This window comes from Cupriavidus neocaledonicus, from assembly GCF_000372525.1.
In the GTDB taxonomy this organism is placed as follows: domain Bacteria; phylum Pseudomonadota; class Gammaproteobacteria; order Burkholderiales; family Burkholderiaceae; genus Cupriavidus; species Cupriavidus neocaledonicus.
This window is the reverse complement of record NZ_AQUR01000056.1, coordinates 1-18697: the sequence shown is the minus strand read 5'-3', so window position 1 is coordinate 18697 and position 18697 is coordinate 1. Positions and strand designations below refer to the sequence as shown.

Annotated in this window: 15 protein-coding genes and 1 tRNA gene; 15 read left to right on the top strand and 1 reads right to left on the bottom strand. The window is 63.6% G+C overall.

What is annotated here, in order from left to right:
* The 8 genes from A3AG_RS32790 to rplL form a co-directional block, all read left to right on the top strand.
* On the top strand, nucleotides 1–93 hold a 93-nt coding region (locus A3AG_RS32790; RefSeq protein ID WP_018003799.1), incomplete at its 5' end, for an EF-Tu C-terminal domain-related protein.
* A gap of 83 nt (nucleotides 94–176) precedes the next feature.
* Nucleotides 177–252 (top strand) — tRNA-Trp (locus A3AG_RS0101325).
* Nucleotides 253–311: 59 nt separating this feature from the next.
* Complete coding sequence (gene secE, locus A3AG_RS0101320; protein ID WP_012354155.1) at nucleotides 312–692, top strand: preprotein translocase subunit SecE; 381 nt, start codon at nucleotides 312–314, stop codon at nucleotides 690–692.
* A 10-nt stretch (nucleotides 693–702) separates the two neighbouring features.
* On the top strand, nucleotides 703–1284 hold the full coding sequence (gene nusG, locus A3AG_RS0101315; RefSeq protein WP_010810468.1) for a transcription termination/antitermination protein NusG: 582 nt from the start codon (nucleotides 703–705) through the stop codon (nucleotides 1282–1284).
* 162 nt (nucleotides 1285–1446) lie between these two features.
* Complete coding sequence (rplK, locus tag A3AG_RS0101310) at nucleotides 1447–1878, top strand: 50S ribosomal protein L11 (protein ID WP_010810467.1); 432 nt, start codon at nucleotides 1447–1449, stop codon at nucleotides 1876–1878.
* Nucleotides 1879–2574, top strand: coding sequence for a 50S ribosomal protein L1 (gene rplA / locus A3AG_RS0101305; RefSeq protein ID WP_012354153.1), 696 nt, complete (start codon nucleotides 1879–1881; stop codon nucleotides 2572–2574).
* 410 nt (nucleotides 2575–2984) lie between these two features.
* Nucleotides 2985–3506 carry a 50S ribosomal protein L10 gene (gene rplJ / locus A3AG_RS0101300; RefSeq protein ID WP_018003798.1) on the top strand — a complete coding sequence of 174 codons (522 nt, stop codon included), beginning with the start codon at nucleotides 2985–2987 and terminating at the stop codon, nucleotides 3504–3506.
* 69 nt (nucleotides 3507–3575) lie between these two features.
* Nucleotides 3576–3950 carry a 50S ribosomal protein L7/L12 gene (gene rplL / locus A3AG_RS0101295; RefSeq protein WP_012354151.1) on the top strand — a complete coding sequence of 125 codons (375 nt, stop codon included), beginning with the start codon at nucleotides 3576–3578 and terminating at the stop codon, nucleotides 3948–3950.
* Between the two features lie 197 nt (nucleotides 3951–4147).
* Here the strand turns inward: rplL and A3AG_RS34195 are convergent, their stop codons facing one another.
* Complete coding sequence (locus A3AG_RS34195; RefSeq protein ID WP_165835220.1) at nucleotides 4148–4510, bottom strand: hypothetical protein; 363 nt, start codon at nucleotides 4508–4510, stop codon at nucleotides 4148–4150.
* Between A3AG_RS34195 and rpoB the strand changes: the two genes are divergently transcribed.
* The 7 genes from rpoB to A3AG_RS31165 all read left to right on the top strand — a co-directional run.
* Nucleotides 4391–8497, top strand: a complete 4107-nt coding sequence (gene rpoB, locus A3AG_RS0101290; RefSeq protein WP_018003797.1) for a DNA-directed RNA polymerase subunit beta — start codon at nucleotides 4391–4393, stop codon at nucleotides 8495–8497. The genes A3AG_RS34195 and rpoB overlap by 120 nt on opposite strands.
* Before the next feature lie 117 nt (nucleotides 8498–8614).
* The gene (gene rpoC / locus A3AG_RS0101285; RefSeq protein WP_018003796.1) at nucleotides 8615–12856 is read left to right on the top strand and encodes a DNA-directed RNA polymerase subunit beta'; all 4242 of its coding nucleotides are present in this window, start codon (nucleotides 8615–8617) and stop codon (nucleotides 12854–12856) included.
* Nucleotides 12857–13041: 185 nt separating this feature from the next.
* On the top strand, nucleotides 13042–14889 hold the full coding sequence (gene recQ, locus A3AG_RS0101280; RefSeq protein WP_026163862.1) for a DNA helicase RecQ: 1848 nt from the start codon (nucleotides 13042–13044) through the stop codon (nucleotides 14887–14889).
* Nucleotides 14890–15224: 335 nt separating this feature from the next.
* Nucleotides 15225–15602 (top strand): 30S ribosomal protein S12, encoded by a 378-nt coding sequence (rpsL, locus tag A3AG_RS0101275; protein WP_010810460.1) that lies wholly within the window; start codon nucleotides 15225–15227, stop codon nucleotides 15600–15602.
* A gap of 224 nt (nucleotides 15603–15826) precedes the next feature.
* Nucleotides 15827–16297 carry a 30S ribosomal protein S7 gene (gene rpsG, locus A3AG_RS0101270; RefSeq protein WP_012354147.1) on the top strand — a complete coding sequence of 157 codons (471 nt, stop codon included), beginning with the start codon at nucleotides 15827–15829 and terminating at the stop codon, nucleotides 16295–16297.
* A gap of 117 nt (nucleotides 16298–16414) precedes the next feature.
* A complete protein-coding gene (fusA, locus tag A3AG_RS0101265) occupies nucleotides 16415–18523 on the top strand; it encodes an elongation factor G (RefSeq protein WP_018003794.1) in 2109 nt (702 codons plus the stop codon).
* Nucleotides 18524–18604: 81 nt separating this feature from the next.
* A partial coding sequence (locus A3AG_RS31165; protein WP_018003793.1) for a GTP-binding protein occupies nucleotides 18605–18697 on the top strand: 93 nt, incomplete at its 3' end.

Here is an 18697-nt window from a genome sequence, read left to right as displayed (position 1 = left end):
GCCCCGATCGCCATGGAAGAAGGCCTGCGCTTCGCTATCCGCGAAGGTGGCCGTACCGTCGGCGCCGGCGTCGTGGCAAAGATCCTCGACTAAGCTGTTCGATAGCGAATGCGGCACCAACCGGCCGCATTCGTTGCCAGAGGGGTTGGCGCAAGCGTCGACCCCGAAGTTGTTTTAGGGGTATAGCTCAACTGGCAGAGCGTCGGTCTCCAAAACCGAAGGTTGGGGGTTCGATTCCCTCTGCCCCTGCCAAATCAATCAGCCGCGTCGCGAGGAACAATCGTGACGCGGCTTAGTCTCGTTTGCGAAACATGGCCAATCCCAATGTTGAAACCGTGAATGCCAGCAGCGGCAAGTGGATGCTTGGCGTCGCGGTGCTGCTGGTGGTGGCGGGCGTCATCGGTTTCTATGCACTGGCACAGCAACCGTCTTATGTACGTGGCGCCGCACTGTTCGGTGGTATTGCACTGGGTATCGTGGTTGCGCTGGTGTCGGCACCGGGCAAGGACTTTATCGGGTTCGCCAAGGAATCGTATCGGGAAGTTCGCAAGGTCGTCTGGCCGACGCGCAAGGAAGCCGGGCAGATGACGGGACTGGTCTTTGTCTTTGTCGTCGTCATGGCCCTGTTCCTGTGGTCGGCGGACAAGCTCATCGAGTGGGTGGTGTTCTCGCTCGTGCTGGGCTGGAAATAAGAGGTAGCACATGACGGATAACGCCCAGCAGGAAACCACCGCGCCGGAATCGCCTTCGTCGAAGAAGCGCTGGTATGTGGTGCATGCCTACTCCGGCATGGAGAAAAGCGTGCAACGCGCGCTGCAGGAGCGCATCGAGCGCGCCGAGATGCAGGACAAGTTCGGCCGCATCCTGGTGCCGTCCGAAGAAGTGGTGGAAATCAAGGGTGGCCACAAGTCGGTCACCGAGCGTCGTTTCTTCCCCGGCTACGTGCTGGTGGAAATGGAAATGACCGACGAGACCTGGCACCTGGTGAAGAACACCAGCAAGGTCACCGGTTTCGTGGGCGGTGCCCGCAACCGCCCGAGCCCGATTTCGCAGCGCGAAGTCGACAAGATCATGACCCAGATGCAGGAAGGGGTCGAGAAGCCGCGTCCCAAGACGCTGTTCGAAGTGGGCGAAATGGTGCGCGTCAAGGACGGTCCGTTCACCGATTTCAACGGCAATGTGGAAGAGGTGAATTACGAGAAATCGCGCCTGCGCGTCTCGGTCACCATCTTCGGGCGTGCCACGCCGGTCGAGCTCGAGTTCGGCCAGGTCGAGAAGGTTTAAGGAATTTGCCGGTTGTCGGCCGCAAGGTCGGCAACCGGCAACGGCAGTGCCCCAGGGTGCTGCCAAAGAGGAGCGTGAGGCCGCGCCACCGGTGCGGCGACAGCGCGTTACGACTCAACAGGATCGTCTTCCCCGAGTGGAGCGATCCGGATTGGAGTAGAGATGGCCAAGAAGATCATTGGCTTTATCAAGCTGCAGATTCCGGCTGGTAAGGCAAATCCCTCCCCGCCCGTTGGTCCCGCACTGGGTCAGCGTGGTCTGAACATCATGGAGTTCTGCAAGGCGTTCAACGCCCAGACCCAGGGTATGGAACCCGGTCTGCCGGTGCCGGTGGTGATTACCGCCTTCGCCGACAAGAGCTTCACCTTCGTGATGAAGTCGCCGCCGGCGACCGTGCTGATCAAGAAGGCAGCCGGCATCACCAAGGGTTCGCCGAAGCCCCACACCGACAAGGTTGGCAAGATCACCCGCGCCCAGGCTGAAGAAATCGCCAAGGCCAAGAACGCTGACCTGACCGCCGCCGACCTGGACGCCGCCGTGCGTACCATCGCCGGTTCGGCGCGTTCGATGGGCATCACCGTGGAGGGTCTGTAAATGGCTAAGGTTTCCAAGCGCGTCGCCGCCAACAAGGCGAAGATCGAGCGTACCAAGTTCTATCCGATCGACGAGGCCCTGGGCCTGGTGAAGGGCTGCGCCTCGGCGAAGTTCGACGAGTCGATCGACGTGGCCGTGCAACTGGGCATCGACGCCAAGAAGTCGGACCAGGTGGTGCGTGGTTCCGTGGTGCTGCCGGCCGGTACCGGCAAGTCGGTGCGCGTGGCCGTGTTCGCCCAGGGCGACAAGGCCGAGGCCGCCAAGGCCGCCGGTGCCGACATCGTCGGCATGGAAGACCTGGCTGAGCAAGTCAAGGCCGGCAACCTGAACTTCGACGTCGTGATCGCCTCGCCGGACACGATGCGTATCGTCGGTACGCTCGGCCAGATCCTGGGCCCGCGCGGCCTGATGCCGAACCCGAAGGTCGGTACCGTGACCCCCGACGTGGCCCAGGCCGTGAAGAACGCCAAGGCCGGTCAGGTCCAGTTCCGTGTCGACAAGGCCGGTATCATCCACGCCACCATCGGCCGTCGTTCGTTCGAAGACGCCGCGCTGAAGAGCAACCTGGCCGCGCTGCTGGACGCGCTGGTCAAGGCCAAGCCGGCCACCAGCAAGGGCGTGTACCTGCGCAAGGTTGCCGTCTCGTCGACCATGGGCGTTGGCGTGCGTGTCGACCAGGCTACGCTGGCAGCCTGAGCTGACGGCACATTGCTGACCGGAACCCGATAACACCGGTCGGCAAGCAAGAATCGAAGACCCTGGCCAGTGGCGAGGGTCGTCTCCGGACCGCAAGGAAAGGAGCAAGGCTTTGGGCAGTGGTGCCGTGATCGATGCGCAAGCATTGGGCGGCATCGCTGGTTATCAAAGACCGCTGGTGTCCTTGATCCGCGGCAGTATGGCGGAAAGGGCTTAATCGGTCGGAGCAGGAGCGCAGGCGCTACGCCTGAGCCATGTTTTCCGGCCAGCCAGCGCAGATGGCGCACCCGAAGGGATTGATGAAGCCGGGCCTCGACCCGGATGATTCGGGCCAATCGGACGCCGTTCGTTTGTGCTGACGTGAAGGCTCCGGTATTGCCGGAGACCCAGCGTCATTTTGGAGCTTAACCGTGCCACTCAATATTGAAGATAAGAAGGCCGTCGTTGCTGAGGTCTCGGCGCAAGTCGCCAAGGCCCAGACCATCGTCGTCGCCGAATATCGCGGCATTGCGGTTGGCGATCTGACCAAGCTGCGTGCTACCGCTCGCCAGCAAGGCGTGTACCTGCGCGTTCTGAAGAACACGCTGGCCCGCCGTGCCGTCGAAGGTACGCCGTTTGCAGGCCTCGCAGAGCAGATGACCGGTCCGCTGATCTACGGTATTTCCGAAGATGCAGTGGCCTCGGCCAAGGTTCTGAACGACTTCGCCAAGACCAACGACAAGCTGGTCCTGCGCGCCGGGTCGTATGACGGCAAGGTTCTCGACGCTGCCGCCGTGAAGGCGCTGGCCTCGATCCCGAGCCGCGACGAACTGATTGCTCAGCTGCTGGGCGTGATGCAGGCACCGGTGTCGGGCTTCGCCCGTCTGCTGGCTGCTCTGGCCGCCAAGCAGGCAGAAGGCGCTCCCGCGGAAGCGGAAGCTGCCGGCGCCTAAGGCAATCCAGGCCGCGCATCGCAAGATCGCATTACCGATACCGAATCAAATCTAGTAGGAGTATTTCAAATGGCAATCACCAAAGACGACATCCTGGAAGCCGTTGGCGCGATGTCCGTGATGGAACTGAACGACCTGGTCAAGGCGTTCGAAGAGAAGTTTGGCGTGTCGGCCGCTGCCATGGCCGTGGCTGCTGCTCCGGGCGCTGCCGGTGCTGCTGCTGCCGAAGAGCAGACCGAATTCAACGTGATCCTGGCCGAAGTCGGCGCCAACAAGGTCGGCGTGATTAAGGCTGTTCGCGAAATCACCGGCCTGGGCCTGAAGGAAGCCAAGGACCTGGTCGATGGCGCACCGAAGCCCGTCAAGGAAGGCGTGGACAAGGCTGCTGCTGCCGAAGCCAAGAAGAAGCTGGAAGACGCCGGCGCCAAGGTCGACGTCAAGTAATGCTGTACTCGCGTGCCCTGGTGGCACGCGAATGGGGCTGGCAAAGGGATATTCCCGGCGCCAGCCTTTTTGCGCTTGTGCGATTGTGTTTTAGTCACCACTCAGCACAGTGCTGATGCGTTACCAATGCAGTAAAAAGTGATGTTTGCGATTCGCGGCGAAGGTCGATTTGCCGGCGATTCAGCAGAAGCCAAACATCAGTGGCACACTAAGTGGTTGCTGCTGATGTTTGTCTTCTGAACCGACTGCAGAAGACAAGTTTGGTCGGGTGTCCCCCGGGCGAGTACAGGCGTTGCGCTGAAGCGACGACCACACCGCCCGCAGCGTGCGGACACCGTCAGCCAGAGGTTGGTAGCGGCCAACCGCCAAATCCCCTCCCAGTCGCTGAACACCTCAGGTCCGGCCAGGTCCAGCCAGCCCTGCGATGATTCGGAGATCCCATGGCGTACAGCTTCACCGAAAAGAAGCGCATTCGCAAAAGCTTTGCGAAGCGCGCGACGGTACATCAGGTTCCATTCCTGCTTGCCACCCAGATTGAATCCTACACCCAGTTCTTGCAAGCGGATACGCCGCCCGCACGTCGCAAGACCGAAGGCCTCCAGGCCGCTTTCAACGCTATCTTCCCGATCTCCTCGCATAACGGGCTCGCCCGTATGGAGTTCGTCTCGTACCACCTGTCCAACCCGCCGTTCGACGTCAAGGAATGCCAGCAGCGTGGCCTGACGTTCCATTCGGCGCTGCGTGCCAAGGTTCGCCTGATCATCAACGATCGCGAGAACCCGGGCAAGGTCAAGGAAGTGAAGGAGCAGGAAGTCTACATGGGCGAGATTCCGCTCATGACTTCCACGGGTTCGTTCGTCATCAACGGCACCGAGCGTGTCATCGTCTCGCAGCTGCACCGCTCGCCGGGCGTGTTCTTCGAGCACGACAAGGGCAAGACCCACAGCTCGGGCAAGCTGCTGTTCTCGGCACGCATCATCCCCTACCGCGGTTCCTGGCTGGACTTCGAATTCGATCCGAAGGACATCCTGTACTTCCGCGTCGACCGCCGCCGCAAGATGCCGGTGACGATCCTGCTGAAGTCGATCGGCCTGACCCCGGAACAGATCCTGGCGCACTTCTTCGTGTTCGACAACTTCACGCTGCAGTCGGAAGGCGCGCAGCTGGAGTTCGTGCCCGAGCGCCTGCGCGGTGAAGTCGCGCGCTTCGACATCGCCGACAAGAACGGCCGCGTGGTGGTCGAGAAGGACAAGCGGATCAACGCCAAGCACATCCGCGACCTGGACTCGGCCGGCACCAAGCTGATCAGCGTGCCGGAAGACTACCTGCTGGGCCGCGTGCTGGCCAAGAACATCATCGACCCGGATACCGGCGAGGTGATCGCCAACGCCAACGACGAGCTGACCGAAGCGCTGCTGGAAAACCTGCGCGAAGCCGGCGTCAAGCAGATCCAGACCCTGTACACCAACGACCTGGACCAGGGCCCCTACATGTCGCAGACCCTGCGCGTGGACGAGACCGTCGACCAGACCGCCGCGCGTATCGCGATCTACCGCATGATGCGCCCGGGCGAGCCGCCGACCGAGGAAGCCGTGGAAGCGCTGTTCCAGCGCCTGTTCTACAGCGAAGAGTCGTACGACCTGTCGCGCGTGGGCCGCATGAAGGTCAACAGCCGCCTGGGCCGTCCCAGCGGCGAAGGCGCCATGGTGCTGCAGGACGAGGACATCCTCGAGACCATCAAGATCCTGGTCAACCTGCGCAACGGCAAGGGCGAGGTCGATGACATCGACCACCTGGGCAACCGTCGCGTGCGTTGCGTCGGCGAACTGGCCGAGAACCAGTTCCGCGCCGGCCTGTCGCGCGTGGAGCGTGCCGTCAAGGAACGGCTGGGCCAGGCCGAGACCGAGAACCTGATGCCGCACGACCTGATCAACTCGAAGCCGATCTCGTCGGCGATCCGCGAGTTCTTCGGTTCGTCGCAGCTGTCGCAGTTCATGGACCAGACCAACCCGCTGTCGGAGATCACGCACAAGCGTCGTGTCTCCGCACTGGGCCCGGGCGGCCTGACGCGCGAACGTGCCGGCTTTGAAGTCCGCGACGTGCACCCGACCCACTACGGCCGCGTGTGCCCGATCGAAACGCCGGAAGGTCCGAACATTGGCCTGATCAACTCGCTGGCGCTGTATGCCCGCCTGAACGAATACGGCTTCCTGGAAACGCCGTACCGCAAGGTGGTCGACAGCAAGCTGACCGACGAGGTCGACTATCTGTCGGCGATCGAGGAAGGCAAGTACGTGGTGGCGCAGGCCAACGCGACCGTCGATGCCGACGGCAACCTGACCGACGAACTGGTGTCGGCGCGCGAAGGCTCCGAGCGTGAAACCCGCATGGTGACGCCGGACCGCGTGCAGTACATCGACGTGGCGCCGTCGCAGATCGTGTCGGCCGCTGCCTCGCTGGTGCCGTTCCTGGAACACGATGACGCGAACCGTGCACTGATGGGCGCGAACATGCAGCGTCAGGCCGTGCCTTGCCTGCGTCCGGACAAGCCGCTGGTCGGCACCGGCATCGAGCGCACCGTTGCGGTCGACTCGGGTACCGCCGTGCAGGCCATGCGTGGCGGCGTGGTCGATTACGTCGACGCGATGCGTATCGTGATCCGCGTGAACGATGACGAAGCCGTCGCCGGTGAAGTCGGCGTGGACATCTACAACCTGATCAAGTACACGCGCTCGAACCAGAACACCAACATCAACCAGCGACCGATGGTCAAGGTGGGCGACCACGTGGCCCGCGGCGACGTCATCGCCGACGGCGCCTCGACCGACCTGGGCGAGCTGGCGCTGGGCCAGAACATGCTGGTGGCGTTCATGCCGTGGAACGGCTACAACTTCGAGGATTCGATCCTGATCTCGGAGCGTGTGGTGGCCGAAGACCGCTATACCTCGATCCACATCGAGGAACTGTCGGTCGTCGCCCGCGACACCAAGCTGGGACCGGAAGAAATCACGCGCGATATCTCGAACCTGGCCGAAGCCCAGCTGGCGCGCCTGGACGAGTCGGGCATCACCTACATCGGCGCCGAGGTTGAAGCCGGCGACGTGCTGGTGGGCAAGGTCACGCCCAAGGGCGAGACCCAGCTGACCCCGGAAGAGAAGCTGCTGCGCGCGATCTTCGGCGAGAAGGCGTCGGACGTGAAGGACACCTCGCTGCGCGTGCCGTCGGGCATGAGCGGCATCGTGATCGACGTCCAGGTCTTCACCCGCGAAGGCGTGACCCGCGACAAGCGTGCCCAGTCGATCATCGACGACGAACTGAAGCGCTACCGCCTGGACCTGAACGACCAGCTGCGTATCGTCGAGGGCGACGCGTTCCAGCGTCTGGAGCGCCTGCTGATCGACAAGACCGTCAACGGCGGTCCGAAGAAGCTGGCCAAGGGTGCCAAGATCACCAAGGAGTACCTGGCGGACATCGACAAGTACCACTGGTTCGACATCCGTCCTGCCGACGAAGAACTGGCCGCCCAGCTGGAAGCCGTCAAGGAAGCCATCGAGCAGAAGCGCCACGAGTTCGACCTGGCCTTCGAAGAGAAGCGCAAGAAGCTGACGCAGGGCGACGAGCTGCCGCCGGGCGTGATCAAGATGGTCAAGGTCTACCTGGCCGTGAAGCGCCGCCTGCAGCCTGGCGACAAGATGGCCGGCCGTCACGGTAACAAGGGCGTGGTGTCGAAGATCGTGCCGATCGAAGACATGCCGTACATGGCGGACGGTACCCCGGCCGACATCGTGCTGAACCCGCTGGGCGTGCCGTCGCGGATGAACGTGGGCCAGATCCTGGAAACCCACCTGGGCTGGGCCGCGCGCGGCCTGGGTCAGCGCATCGGCGACATGCTCAAGGCGCAGGCCAAGGCGCAGGAACTGCGCACGCTGCTCTCGCAGATCTACAACGAGAGCGGCAAGCCGGAAGACCTGGACAGCCTGTCGGACGCCGAAGTGCTGGAACTGGCGAACAACCTGAAGAAGGGCGTGCCGTTTGCGACCCCGGTGTTCGACGGTGCCCACGAGGACGAAATCCGCCGCATGCTGGACCTGGCCTACCCGGACGACGTCGCCCGCGAAAAGGGCCTGACGGCTTCCAAGCAGCAGGTCACGCTGTTCGACGGCCGCACCGGCGAAGCGTTCGAGCGTCCGGTCACGCTGGGTGTGATGCACATGCTGAAGCTGCACCACCTGGTCGACGACAAGATGCACGCACGTTCCACCGGCCCGTACTCGCTGGTGACGCAGCAACCGCTGGGCGGCAAGGCCCAGTTCGGTGGCCAGCGTTTCGGTGAGATGGAAGTGTGGGCACTGGAAGCCTACGGCGCGTCGTACGTGCTGCAGGAAATGCTGACGGTCAAGTCCGATGACGTGAACGGCCGTACCAAGGTGTACGAGAACATCGTCAAGGGCGAGCACTCGATCGATGCCGGCATGCCGGAATCGTTCAACGTGCTGGTGAAGGAAATCCGCTCGCTGGGTATCGACATCGACCTCGATCGCTACTGATCAGGGCAGGTGAGGGCGCCGGCCGCGGCCGGTACCCGCCAGCGAACAGGATTTCCCACAGAATGAATGCCATCGTCCCGGACCAACGCCGGGCCGGTGGCGAAACAAGGAGTTGCAATGAAAGCATTGCTCGATCTCTTTAAGCAGGTTCAGCAGGAAGAGCAGTTCGACGCGATCAAGATCGGCCTGGCCTCGCCCGAGAAGATCCGTTCGTGGTCGTACGGCGAAGTGAAGAAGCCGGAAACGATCAACTACCGCACGTTCAAGCCGGAACGCGACGGCCTGTTCTGCGCCAAGATCTTTGGCCCGATCAAGGACTACGAGTGCCTGTGCGGCAAGTACAAGCGCCTGAAGCACCGTGGCGTGATCTGCGAGAAGTGCGGCGTTGAAGTGACGCTGGCCAAGGTGCGCCGCGAGCGCATGGGCCATATCGAACTGGCCGCGCCGACCGCGCACATCTGGTTCCTGAAGTCGCTGCCGTCGCGCCTGGGCATGGTCCTGGACATGACGCTGCGCGACATCGAGCGCGTGCTGTACTTCGAAGCCTTCGTGGTGATCGAACCCGGCATGACCCCGCTCAAGAAGAGCCAGATCATGTCGGAAGACGACTACCTGGCGAAGTGCGACGAGTACGGCGAGGGCGAGTTCGTCGCCATGATGGGTGCCGAGGGCATCCGTGAACTGCTGCGCGGCATCGACATCGAGAAGCAGATCGAACAGATCCGCGCCGAGCTGCAGGCCACCGGCTCCGAAGCCAAGATCAAGAAGTTCGCCAAGCGCCTGAAGGTGCTCGAGGCCTTCCAGCGTTCGGGCATCAAGCCCGAGTGGATGATCCTCGAGGTGCTGCCGGTGCTGCCGCCCGAGCTGCGCCCGCTGGTGCCGCTGGATGGCGGCCGCTTCGCGACCTCGGACCTGAACGACCTGTATCGCCGCGTCATCAACCGTAACAACCGCCTGAAGCGCCTGCTGGAGCTGAAGGCACCCGAGATCATCGTGCGCAACGAAAAGCGCATGCTGCAGGAAGCGGTTGACTCGCTGCTGGACAACGGCCGTCGCGGCAAGGCGATGACCGGCGCCAACAAGCGTCCGCTGAAGTCGCTGGCCGAAATGATCAAGGGCAAGGGCGGCCGGTTCCGTCAGAACCTGCTGGGCAAGCGCGTCGACTACTCGGGCCGTTCGGTCATCGTGGTGGGCCCGACGCTCAAGCTGCACCAGTGCGGCCTGCCCAAGCTGATGGCGCTCGAGCTGTTCAAGCCCTTCATCTTCCACAAGCTGGAAACGATGGGCATCGCCACCACCATCAAGGCGGCGAAGAAGGAAGTCGAAAGCCAGACCCCGGTGGTGTGGGACATCCTCGAAGAGGTGATCCGCGAGCATCCGGTGATGCTGAACCGCGCGCCGACGCTGCACCGCCTGGGCATCCAGGCATTCGAGCCGGTGCTGATCGAAGGCAAGGCGATCCAGCTGCACCCGCTGGTCTGCGCGGCGTTCAACGCCGACTTCGACGGTGACCAGATGGCCGTCCACGTGCCGCTGTCGCTGGAAGCGCAGATGGAAGCCCGCACCCTGATGCTGGCCTCCAACAACGTGCTGTTCCCGGCCAACGGCGACCCGTCGATCGTGCCGTCGCAGGACGTGGTGCTGGGCCTGTACTACACCACCCGCGACAAGATCAACGGCAAGGGCGAGGGCATGACCTTCGCCGACATCAGCGAAGTGATCCGCGCCTACGAGAACAAGGAAGTCGAACTGGCTTCGCGCGTGAACGTGCGTATCACCGAGTATGAGCTGGTCGACAAGGACGCCGAGGGCGACGCGCGTTTCGCGCCCAAGATCACGCTGCAGGCCACCACGGTCGGCCGCGCGATCCTGTCCGAGATCCTGCCGAAGGGCCTGCCGTTCTCGGTGCTGAACAAGCCGCTGAAGAAGAAGGAAATCTCGCGCCTGATCAACACGGCGTTCCGCCGCTGCGGCCTGCGCGAGACCGTGATCTTCGCCGACAAGCTGCTGCAGTCGGGCTTCCGCCTGGCGACCCGCGCCGGTATCTCGATCGCCATCGACGACATGCTGGTGCCGCCGGCGAAGGAAAAGATCATCGCCGAGGCCTCGGCCAAGGTGAAGGAATACGACAAGCAGTACATGTCGGGCCTGGTGACCGACCAGGAGCGCTACAACAACGTCGTGGACATCTGGGGCGCCGCCGGCGACCAGGTGGGCAAGGCGATGATGGAGCAGCTGCAGCACGAGGACGTGGTCGACCGCGAAGGCAAGACCGTGAAGCAGGAGTCGTTCAACTCCATCTACATGATGGCCGACTCGGGCGCACGGGGTTCCGCCGCGCAGATCCGCCAGCTGGCCGGCATGCGTGGCCTGATGGCCAAGCCGGATGGCTCGATCATTGAAACGCCGATTACGGCGAACTTCCGTGAAGGCCTGAACGTTCTGCAGTACTTCATCTCGACCCACGGTGCCCGTAAGGGCCTGGCCGATACGGCACTGAAGACCGCGAACTCGGGTTACCTGACCCGTCGTCTGGTCGACGTGACGCAGGATCTGGTGGTGGTCGAGGACGATTGCGGCACCTCCAACGGCGTGGCCATGAAGGCCCTGGTCGAAGGCGGTGAAGTGATCGAAGCCCTGCGCGACCGTATCCTCGGCCGCGTCACCGTGGCCGACGTGGTCAACCCGGAAACCCAGGAAACCGCGATCGAAGCCGGCACGCTGCTGGACGAAGACCTGGTCGAGCTGATCGACAACATCGGCGTCGACGAAGTCAAGGTGCGCACCCCGCTGTCGTGCGACACGCGCTACGGCCTGTGCGCCAAGTGCTACGGCCGCGACCTGGGCCGCGGCGTGCTGGTGAACTCGGGCGAAGCGGTGGGCGTGATCGCCGCGCAGTCGATCGGTGAGCCGGGCACGCAGCTGACCATGCGTACCTTCCACATCGGTGGTGCGGCATCGCGCGCGGCAGTGGCCTCGAGCGTGGAAGCGAAGGCGACCGGTACGGTCCGCTTCACCGCGACCATGCGCTACGTGACCAACGCCAAGGGCGAACTGATCGTGATCTCGCGTTCGGGCGAGGCGCTGATCACCGACGACCATGGCCGCGAGCGCGAGCGCCACAAGATCCCGTACGGCGCCACGCTGCTGGTGCAGGACGGCCAGTCGATCAAGGCCGGCACGCAACTGGCCACGTGGGACGCGCTGACGCGCCCGATCGTTTCGGAGTACTCGGGCACGATCAAGTTCGAGAACGTCGAAGAGGGCGTGACCGTCGCCAAGCAGATGGACGAAGTCACCGGCCTGTCGACCCTGGTGGTGATCGACGCCAAGCGCCGCACGGCTGCAACCAAGGGCATCCGCCCGCAGGTGAAGCTGCTCGACGCCAACGGCCAGGAAGTGAAGATCCCGGGCACGGACCACTCCGTGACCATCGGCTTCCAGGTCGGCGCGCTGATTACCGTGAAGGACGGCCAGCAGGTGCACGTGGGTGAAGTGCTCGCGCGTATCCCGACCGAATCGCAGAAGACCCGCGACATTACCGGTGGTCTGCCGCGTGTGGCCGAGCTGTTCGAAGCGCGTTCGCCGAAGGACGCCGCCGTGCTGGCGGAAGTCACCGGCACGACCTCGTTCGGCAAGGACACCAAGGGCAAGCAGCGCCTGGTCATCACCGACCTGGACGGCAATGCCCACGAGTTCCTGATCGCGAAGGAAAAGCAGGTCCTGGTGCACGACGGCCAGGTGGTGAACAAGGGCGAAATGATCGTGGAAGGTCCGGCGGACCCGCACGACATCCTGCGCCTGAAGGGCATCGAAGAGCTGGCGCACTACATCGTCGACGAAGTGCAGGACGTGTACCGTCTGCAGGGCGTGAAGATCAACGACAAGCACATCGAGGTGATCGTTCGCCAGATGCTGCGTCGGGTCCAGATCGTCGATGTGGGCGACACCAAGTTCATCCCGGGTGAACAGGTGGAGCGTTCGGAACTGCTCGACGAGAACGACCGCGTGATCGCCGAGGGCAAGCGTCCGGCGACCTACGAGAACCTGCTGCTGGGTATTACCAAGGCGTCGCTGTCGACCGACAGCTTCATCTCCGCGGCATCGTTCCAGGAAACCACGCGCGTGCTGACCGAAGCCGCGATCATGGGCAAGACCGACGACCTGCGTGGCCTGAAGGAAAACGTGATCGTCGGCCGCCTGATCCCGGCCGGTACCGGCCTGGCCTACCACCGTGCCCGCAAGGCGCGCGAGGCCTCCGAGCGCGAACGCGCCCAGGCGATCGCCGAAGAAGAGCAGTCGCTCTTCATCGAGCCGCCGGTGGTGCAGGCGACCGAGGGCGAAGGCGACAACGCCTGATCTCGTTGCAGTCATGACCGCCGCAAGGCGGACCAAAGCCCGGCTGATCCAGCCGGGCTTTTTTTTTGCCCGCGCGCGGCGCGGCCTCTGGTGAGAAACATCGCAGAGTTTGCCGCGCGGGCGCGGCGGCGGGCCCCCTTAGTGGTAAGGTTACGGCTTTTCCGGCTCCAGCATTTCCGTTGTCCATGTCGCAAGCACTGGCGATCCTCAAGGATGTCTTCGGCTACCACGCCTTCCGCGGGCGCCAGGCCGAGATCATCGACCACGTCGCCACCGGCGGCGATTGCCTGGTGCTGATGCCGACCGGCGGCGGCAAGTCGCTGTGCTACCAGATCCCGGCGCTGCTGCGCCAGCGTGCCGGCGATGGCGTCGGCATCGTGGTGTCGCCGCTGATCGCACTGATGCAGGACCAGGTCGCGGCGCTGACCGAGGCCGGCGTGCGCGCCGCGGTGCTCAACTCGACGCTGACCGGGGCCGAGGCCTCCGCGGTCGAGCGCGACCTGCTGGCCGGGCGCATCGAGATTCTCTACGTGGCGCCGGAACGGCTGATGACGCCGCGCTTCCTTGACCTGCTGGAGCGCACCCGCGTCGGGCTGTTCGCCATCGACGAAGCCCACTGCGTGTCGCAATGGGGCCACGATTTCCGGCCCGAGTACATCCAGCTGTCGGTGCTGCACGAGCGCTTCCCGTACGTGCCGCGCATCGCGCTGACCGCGACCGCCGACGCGCTGACGCGCGACGAGATCGTCGAGCGGCTGGCGCTGCACGACGCGCGCATCTTCATTTCCAGCTTCGACCGGCCCAACATCCGCTACCGCATCGTCGAGAAGGACAACGCGCGCCAGCAGTTGCTGGCCTTCATCAAGGCGGAACATACCGCGGCCGACGGCACCCACGACAGCGGCATCGTCTATTGCCTGTCGCGCAAGAAGGTCGAGGACACCGCGCAGTGGCTGAGCGGCCACGGCATCAACGCGCTCGCCTACCATGCCGGCATGGATGCCCAGGTGCGCCAGCACCACCAGGCGCGCTTCCGCGTAGAGGAAGGGCTGGTGATGGTGGCGACGATCGCCTTCGGCATGGGCATCGACAAGCCCGACGTACGCTTTGTCGCCCACCTGGACCTGCCCAAGAGCATGGAGGGCTATTACCAGGAAACCGGCCGCGCCGGCCGCGACGGGCTGCCCGCCAATGCCTGGATGGCCTACGGCCTGGGCGACGTGGTGCAGCAGAAGCGCATGATCGACGAATCCGAGGCCGACGAGGCCTTCAAGCGCGTGTCGTCGGCCAAGCTCGACGCGCTGCTGGGTTTGTGCGAAACCGCCGGCTGCCGGCGCCAGCGCATCCTCGCGTACTTCAACGAAGCCAGCGAGCCCTGCGGCAACTGCGATACCTGCCTGGAGCCGCCGGCCACCTGGGATGGCACGCGCGAGGCGCAGATGGCGCTGTCCTGCGTCTACCGCACTGCGCAGGCGAGCCGGATCCACTTCGGCGCGACCCACCTGATCGACGTGCTGCGCGGCAATGCCTCGGAAAAGATCAAGCAATGGGGCCATGACAAGGTCTCGACCTTCGGCATCGGCAAGGACCGCTCGGTGCATGAGTGGCACACCGTCTTCCGCCAGTTGATCGCCCAGGGCTTGCTGATGATCGACCACGGCGGCCACGGCGCGCTGCTGCTGGGCGAACGCGCGCGCGAGGTGCTCAAGGGCGAGCGCCAGATCATCCTGCGACGCCAGGCCGCCAGGCCGGGCAAGTCCGGCGAGCGCGCGGCGCGCGGCACCCGCACCGACCATACCGCGGACATGGACGCCGCTACGCTGGCTAACTGGGAAGCGCTGCGACGCTGGCGCACCGAGGCGGCGCGCGAGCATGGGGTGCCGGCCTACGTGATTTTCCATGACGCCACGCTGGCGGAACTGGCGCGCACGGCGCCGGATTCGCTGTCGGCGATGCAGGGCATTCCCGGGATTGGTGCGTCCAAGCTGGAACGCTACGGGCAGGGCATCCTGGACACGCTGCGCGGGACCTAGCCGCTGGTGTCCCTCGGTCGGGTATACGGCTTGACGGTATACGATTCCGCTGCTAGGATGCCAGATTCGAGTTTTTGGCTTTGGATTTCGCTCGCCCGTCGGATAAGTGGCCCTCAGGTCGCTGCCGGCAAGCCTACCGGACTGGATTTCCATGCACGGGGGGCGGCAGACGCGGGATCCGGGTGCCGGCTCGCGCTCTTTGGCATGCTGTTACCGCACAGTCCCGTCTCCAGAGCGCCCGCTCACCTCTCCCGCCCAAAACCCGTAGTTGCCTCTCCAGCCTGGCGCATGCCGGCACGAGGGGCGTTTTTCGTCAAACCAAGCTGGATTGAACAATGCCAACTATCAACCAACTGGTTCGCAAGCCGCGCGTCTCGGAAGTCGTCAAGAGCAAGAGCCCGGCGCTTGAGAACTGCCCCCAGCGCCGTGGCGTGTGCACCCGCGTGTACACCACGACGCCGAAGAAGCCGAACTCGGCACTGCGTAAGGTCGCCAAGGTGCGCCTGACCAACGGTTTCGAAGTCATTTCGTACATCGGCGGTGAAGGCCACAACCTGCAGGAACACTCGGTCGTGCTGATCCGCGGCGGCCGTGTGAAGGATCTGCCGGGTGTGCGTTACCACATCGTCCGTGGTTCGCTGGATCTGCAAGGCGTGAAGGACCGCAAGCAGGCCCGTTCGAAGTACGGCGCGAAGCGTCCGAAGGCAGCCTAAGTTTCGGCAGCCTGGGCCCGCAAGGCCCGAAGCAACAGACGATAGCCTGTGGCGCGAGTCATGGTGCTGTCACCAGGCGGCGGTACAACGGAGCGCCTTTTTGGCAACCGTGCCGTCGAGTAAGTGGTCACCCGGCGAATTTGCTGTCTTTGCATGCAAGCTAGTTGGTGGCCGGAGAGCGGGAAACTCTGACCGAGCTCTCAACTGAATCTAAAGGAAAGAAGATGCCACGTCGTCGTGAAGTCCCGAAGCGGGACGTTCTGCCTGATCCGAAGTTCGGCAACGTTGAAGTTGCCAAGTTCATGAACGTGCTGATGCTGGATGGCAAGAAGTCGGTTGCCGAACGCATCGTGTACGGCGCGTTCGACCAGATCGAAAAGAAGGCAGGCAAGGCCCCCATCGAAGTGTTCTCCGTTGCCATCAACAACGTGAAGCCGGTGGTGGAAGTGAAGAGCCGTCGCGTGGGCGGCGCCAACTATCAGGTTCCGGTCGAAGTCCGTCCGTCGCGTCGTTTGGCATTGGCGATGCGCTGGCTGCGTGAGGCCGCGAAAAAACGCAGCGAGAAGTCGATGGCGCTGCGCCTGGCAGGTGAGCTGCTGGAAGCTGCTGAAGGTCGTGGCGGCGCGATGAAGAAGCGCGACGAAGTGCACCGCATGGCCGAAGCCAACAAGGCGTTCTCGCACTTCCGCTTCTAAAGCGAGCGAAAACATTGTTGGTTGCCGGGCGGGCTGTGTTTTTACACATCTCGCCCGTTTGTGTTAGGGGCGCGGGCCATGAGATGCCGGCGCCTCACGGACGAATAGAGGATTAAAGTGGCTCGTAAGACTCCCATCGAGCGTTACCGCAACATCGGTATTTCGGCTCACATTGACGCGGGTAAAACCACCACGACCGAGCGCATCCTGTTCTACACCGGTGTGAACCACAAGATCGGTGAAGTGCACGACGGCGCCGCCACCATGGACTGGATGGAGCAGGAGCAGGAGCGTGGTATTACCATCACCTCCGCTGCCACCACCGCCTTCTGGAAGGGCATGGCCGGCAACTACCCCGAGCACCGCTTCAACATCATCGACACCCCGGGCCACGTGGACTTCACCATCGAGGTGGAGCGTTCCATGCGCGTGCTCGACGGCGCCTGCATGGTGTACTGCGCCGTGGGCGGCGTGCAGCCGCAGTCCGAAACCGTGTGGCGTCAGGCCAACAAGTACGGCGTGCCGCGTCTGGCGTTCGTCAACAAGATGGACCGTACCGGCGCCAACTTCTTCAAGGTCTACGACCAGCTGAAGACCCGCCTGAAGGCCAACCCGGTGCCCGTGGTGGTGCCGATCGGCGCTGAAGACGGCTTCCAGGGCGTGATCGACCTGCTGGAAATGAAGGCGATCATCTGGGACGAAGCCAGCCAGGGCGTGAAGTTCGAGTACAAGGACATCCCCGCCGAGCTGCAGGCCACCGCTGAAGAATGGCGCGAGAAGATGGTCGAGTCCGCCGCCGAAGCCAGCGAAGAGCTGATGGAAAAGTACCTGGGCGGCGAAGAGCTGACCCGCGCCGAGATCGTCAAGGCGCTGCGTGACCGTACCATCGCCTGCGAAATCCAGCCGATGCTGTGCGGCACCGCGTTCAAGAACAAGGGCGTGCAGCGCATGCTCGACGCCGTGATCGACTTCCTGCCGTCGCCGGTCGATATTCCGCCGGTCAAGGGCGTGGACGAAAGCGACGACGAGAAGAAGCTCGAGCGCAAGGCCGACGACAACGAGAAATTCTCGGCGCTGGCGTTCAAGATCATGACCGACCCGTTCGTCGGCCAGCTGATCTTCTTCCGCGTGTACTCAGGCAAGATCAATTCGGGCGACACCGTGTACAACCCGGTGAAGCAGAAGAAGGAGCGTCTGGGCCGTATTCTGCAGATGCACGCCAACCAGCGCGAAGAAATCAAGGAAGTGCTGGCCGGCGACATCGCCGCCGCGGTGGGCCTGAAGGACGCCACCACGGGCGATACGCTGTGCGATCCGGCTGCCCCGATCGTGCTCGAGCGCATGGTGTTCCCGGAGCCGGTGATCTCGCAGGCGGTGGAGCCGAAGACCAAGGCCGACCAGGAAAAGATGGGCATCGCCCTGAACCGCCTGGCCGCCGAAGATCCGTCGTTCCGCGTGCGTACCGATGAAGAATCGGGCCAGACCATCATTTCGGGCATGGGCGAGCTCCACCTCGAAATTCTGGTCGACCGCATGAAGCGCGAATTCGGCGTGGAAGCCAACATCGGCGCGCCGCAGGTGGCCTACCGCGAAACCATCCGCAAGAAGGCCGAGGACGTCGAAGGCAAGTTCGTCAAGCAGTCGGGCGGCCGCGGCCAGTACGGTCACGCCGTGATCACGCTGGAGCCGCAGGAGCCGGGCAAGGGCTTCGAGTTCATCGACGCCATCAAGGGCGGTGTGATTCCTCGCGAATACATCCCGGCAGTCGAAAAGGGTATCGTCGACACGCTGACGGCCGGTATCCTGGCTGGCTTCCCGGTGGTGGACGTGAAGGTCACGCTGACGTTCGGTTCGTACCACGACGTGGACTCGAACGAAAACGCGTTCCGCATGGCCGGCTCGATGGCTTTCAAGGAAGCCATGCGCAAGGCCAGCCCGGTTCTGCTCGAGCCGATGATGGCCGTGGAAGTGGAAACGCCGGAAGACTACACCGGTACCGTGATGGGCGACCTGTCGTCCCGCCGCGGCATCGTGCAGGGCATGGACGACATGGTGGGCGGCGGCAAGATCATCAAGGCCGAAGTCCCGCTGTCGGAAATGTTCGGTTATTCGACCGCGCTGCGCTCGGCCACGCAAGGCCGCGCCACCTACACCATGGAATTCAAGCACTACGCCGAGGCACCGAAGAACATCGCCGAAGCAGTGATGGCGGCCAAGGGCAAGTAAAAAAGCTGTATGCCGCCGCGTCCGCCAGGACGCGGCGGCGTGATGAATCGACAAGACTGCATTCCATTAGGAGCTAAAAAAATGGCAAAGGAAAAGTTCGAGCGGACCAAGCCGCACGTGAACGTTGGTACGATTGGTCACGTTGACCATGGCAAGACCACGCTGACCGCAGCG

What these genes read in the sequence shown, in the direction of transcription:
- secE (WP_012354155.1), top strand. Translation starts at nt 312, where the DNA reads ATGGCCAATCCCAATGTTGAAACCGTGAATGCCAGCAGCGGCAAGTGG.
- nusG (WP_010810468.1), top strand. Translation starts at nt 703, where the DNA reads ATGACGGATAACGCCCAGCAGGAAACCACCGCGCCGGAATCGCCTTCG.
- rplK (WP_010810467.1), top strand. Translation starts at nt 1,447, where the DNA reads ATGGCCAAGAAGATCATTGGCTTTATCAAGCTGCAGATTCCGGCTGGT.
- rplA (WP_012354153.1), top strand. Translation starts at nt 1,879, where the DNA reads ATGGCTAAGGTTTCCAAGCGCGTCGCCGCCAACAAGGCGAAGATCGAG.
- rplL (WP_012354151.1), top strand. Translation starts at nt 3,576, where the DNA reads ATGGCAATCACCAAAGACGACATCCTGGAAGCCGTTGGCGCGATGTCC.
- rpoB (WP_018003797.1), top strand. Translation starts at nt 4,391, where the DNA reads ATGGCGTACAGCTTCACCGAAAAGAAGCGCATTCGCAAAAGCTTTGCG.
- rpoC (WP_018003796.1), top strand. Translation starts at nt 8,615, where the DNA reads ATGAAAGCATTGCTCGATCTCTTTAAGCAGGTTCAGCAGGAAGAGCAG.
- recQ (WP_026163862.1), top strand. Translation starts at nt 13,042, where the DNA reads ATGTCGCAAGCACTGGCGATCCTCAAGGATGTCTTCGGCTACCACGCC.
- rpsL (WP_010810460.1), top strand. Translation starts at nt 15,225, where the DNA reads ATGCCAACTATCAACCAACTGGTTCGCAAGCCGCGCGTCTCGGAAGTC.
- rpsG (WP_012354147.1), top strand. Translation starts at nt 15,827, where the DNA reads ATGCCACGTCGTCGTGAAGTCCCGAAGCGGGACGTTCTGCCTGATCCG.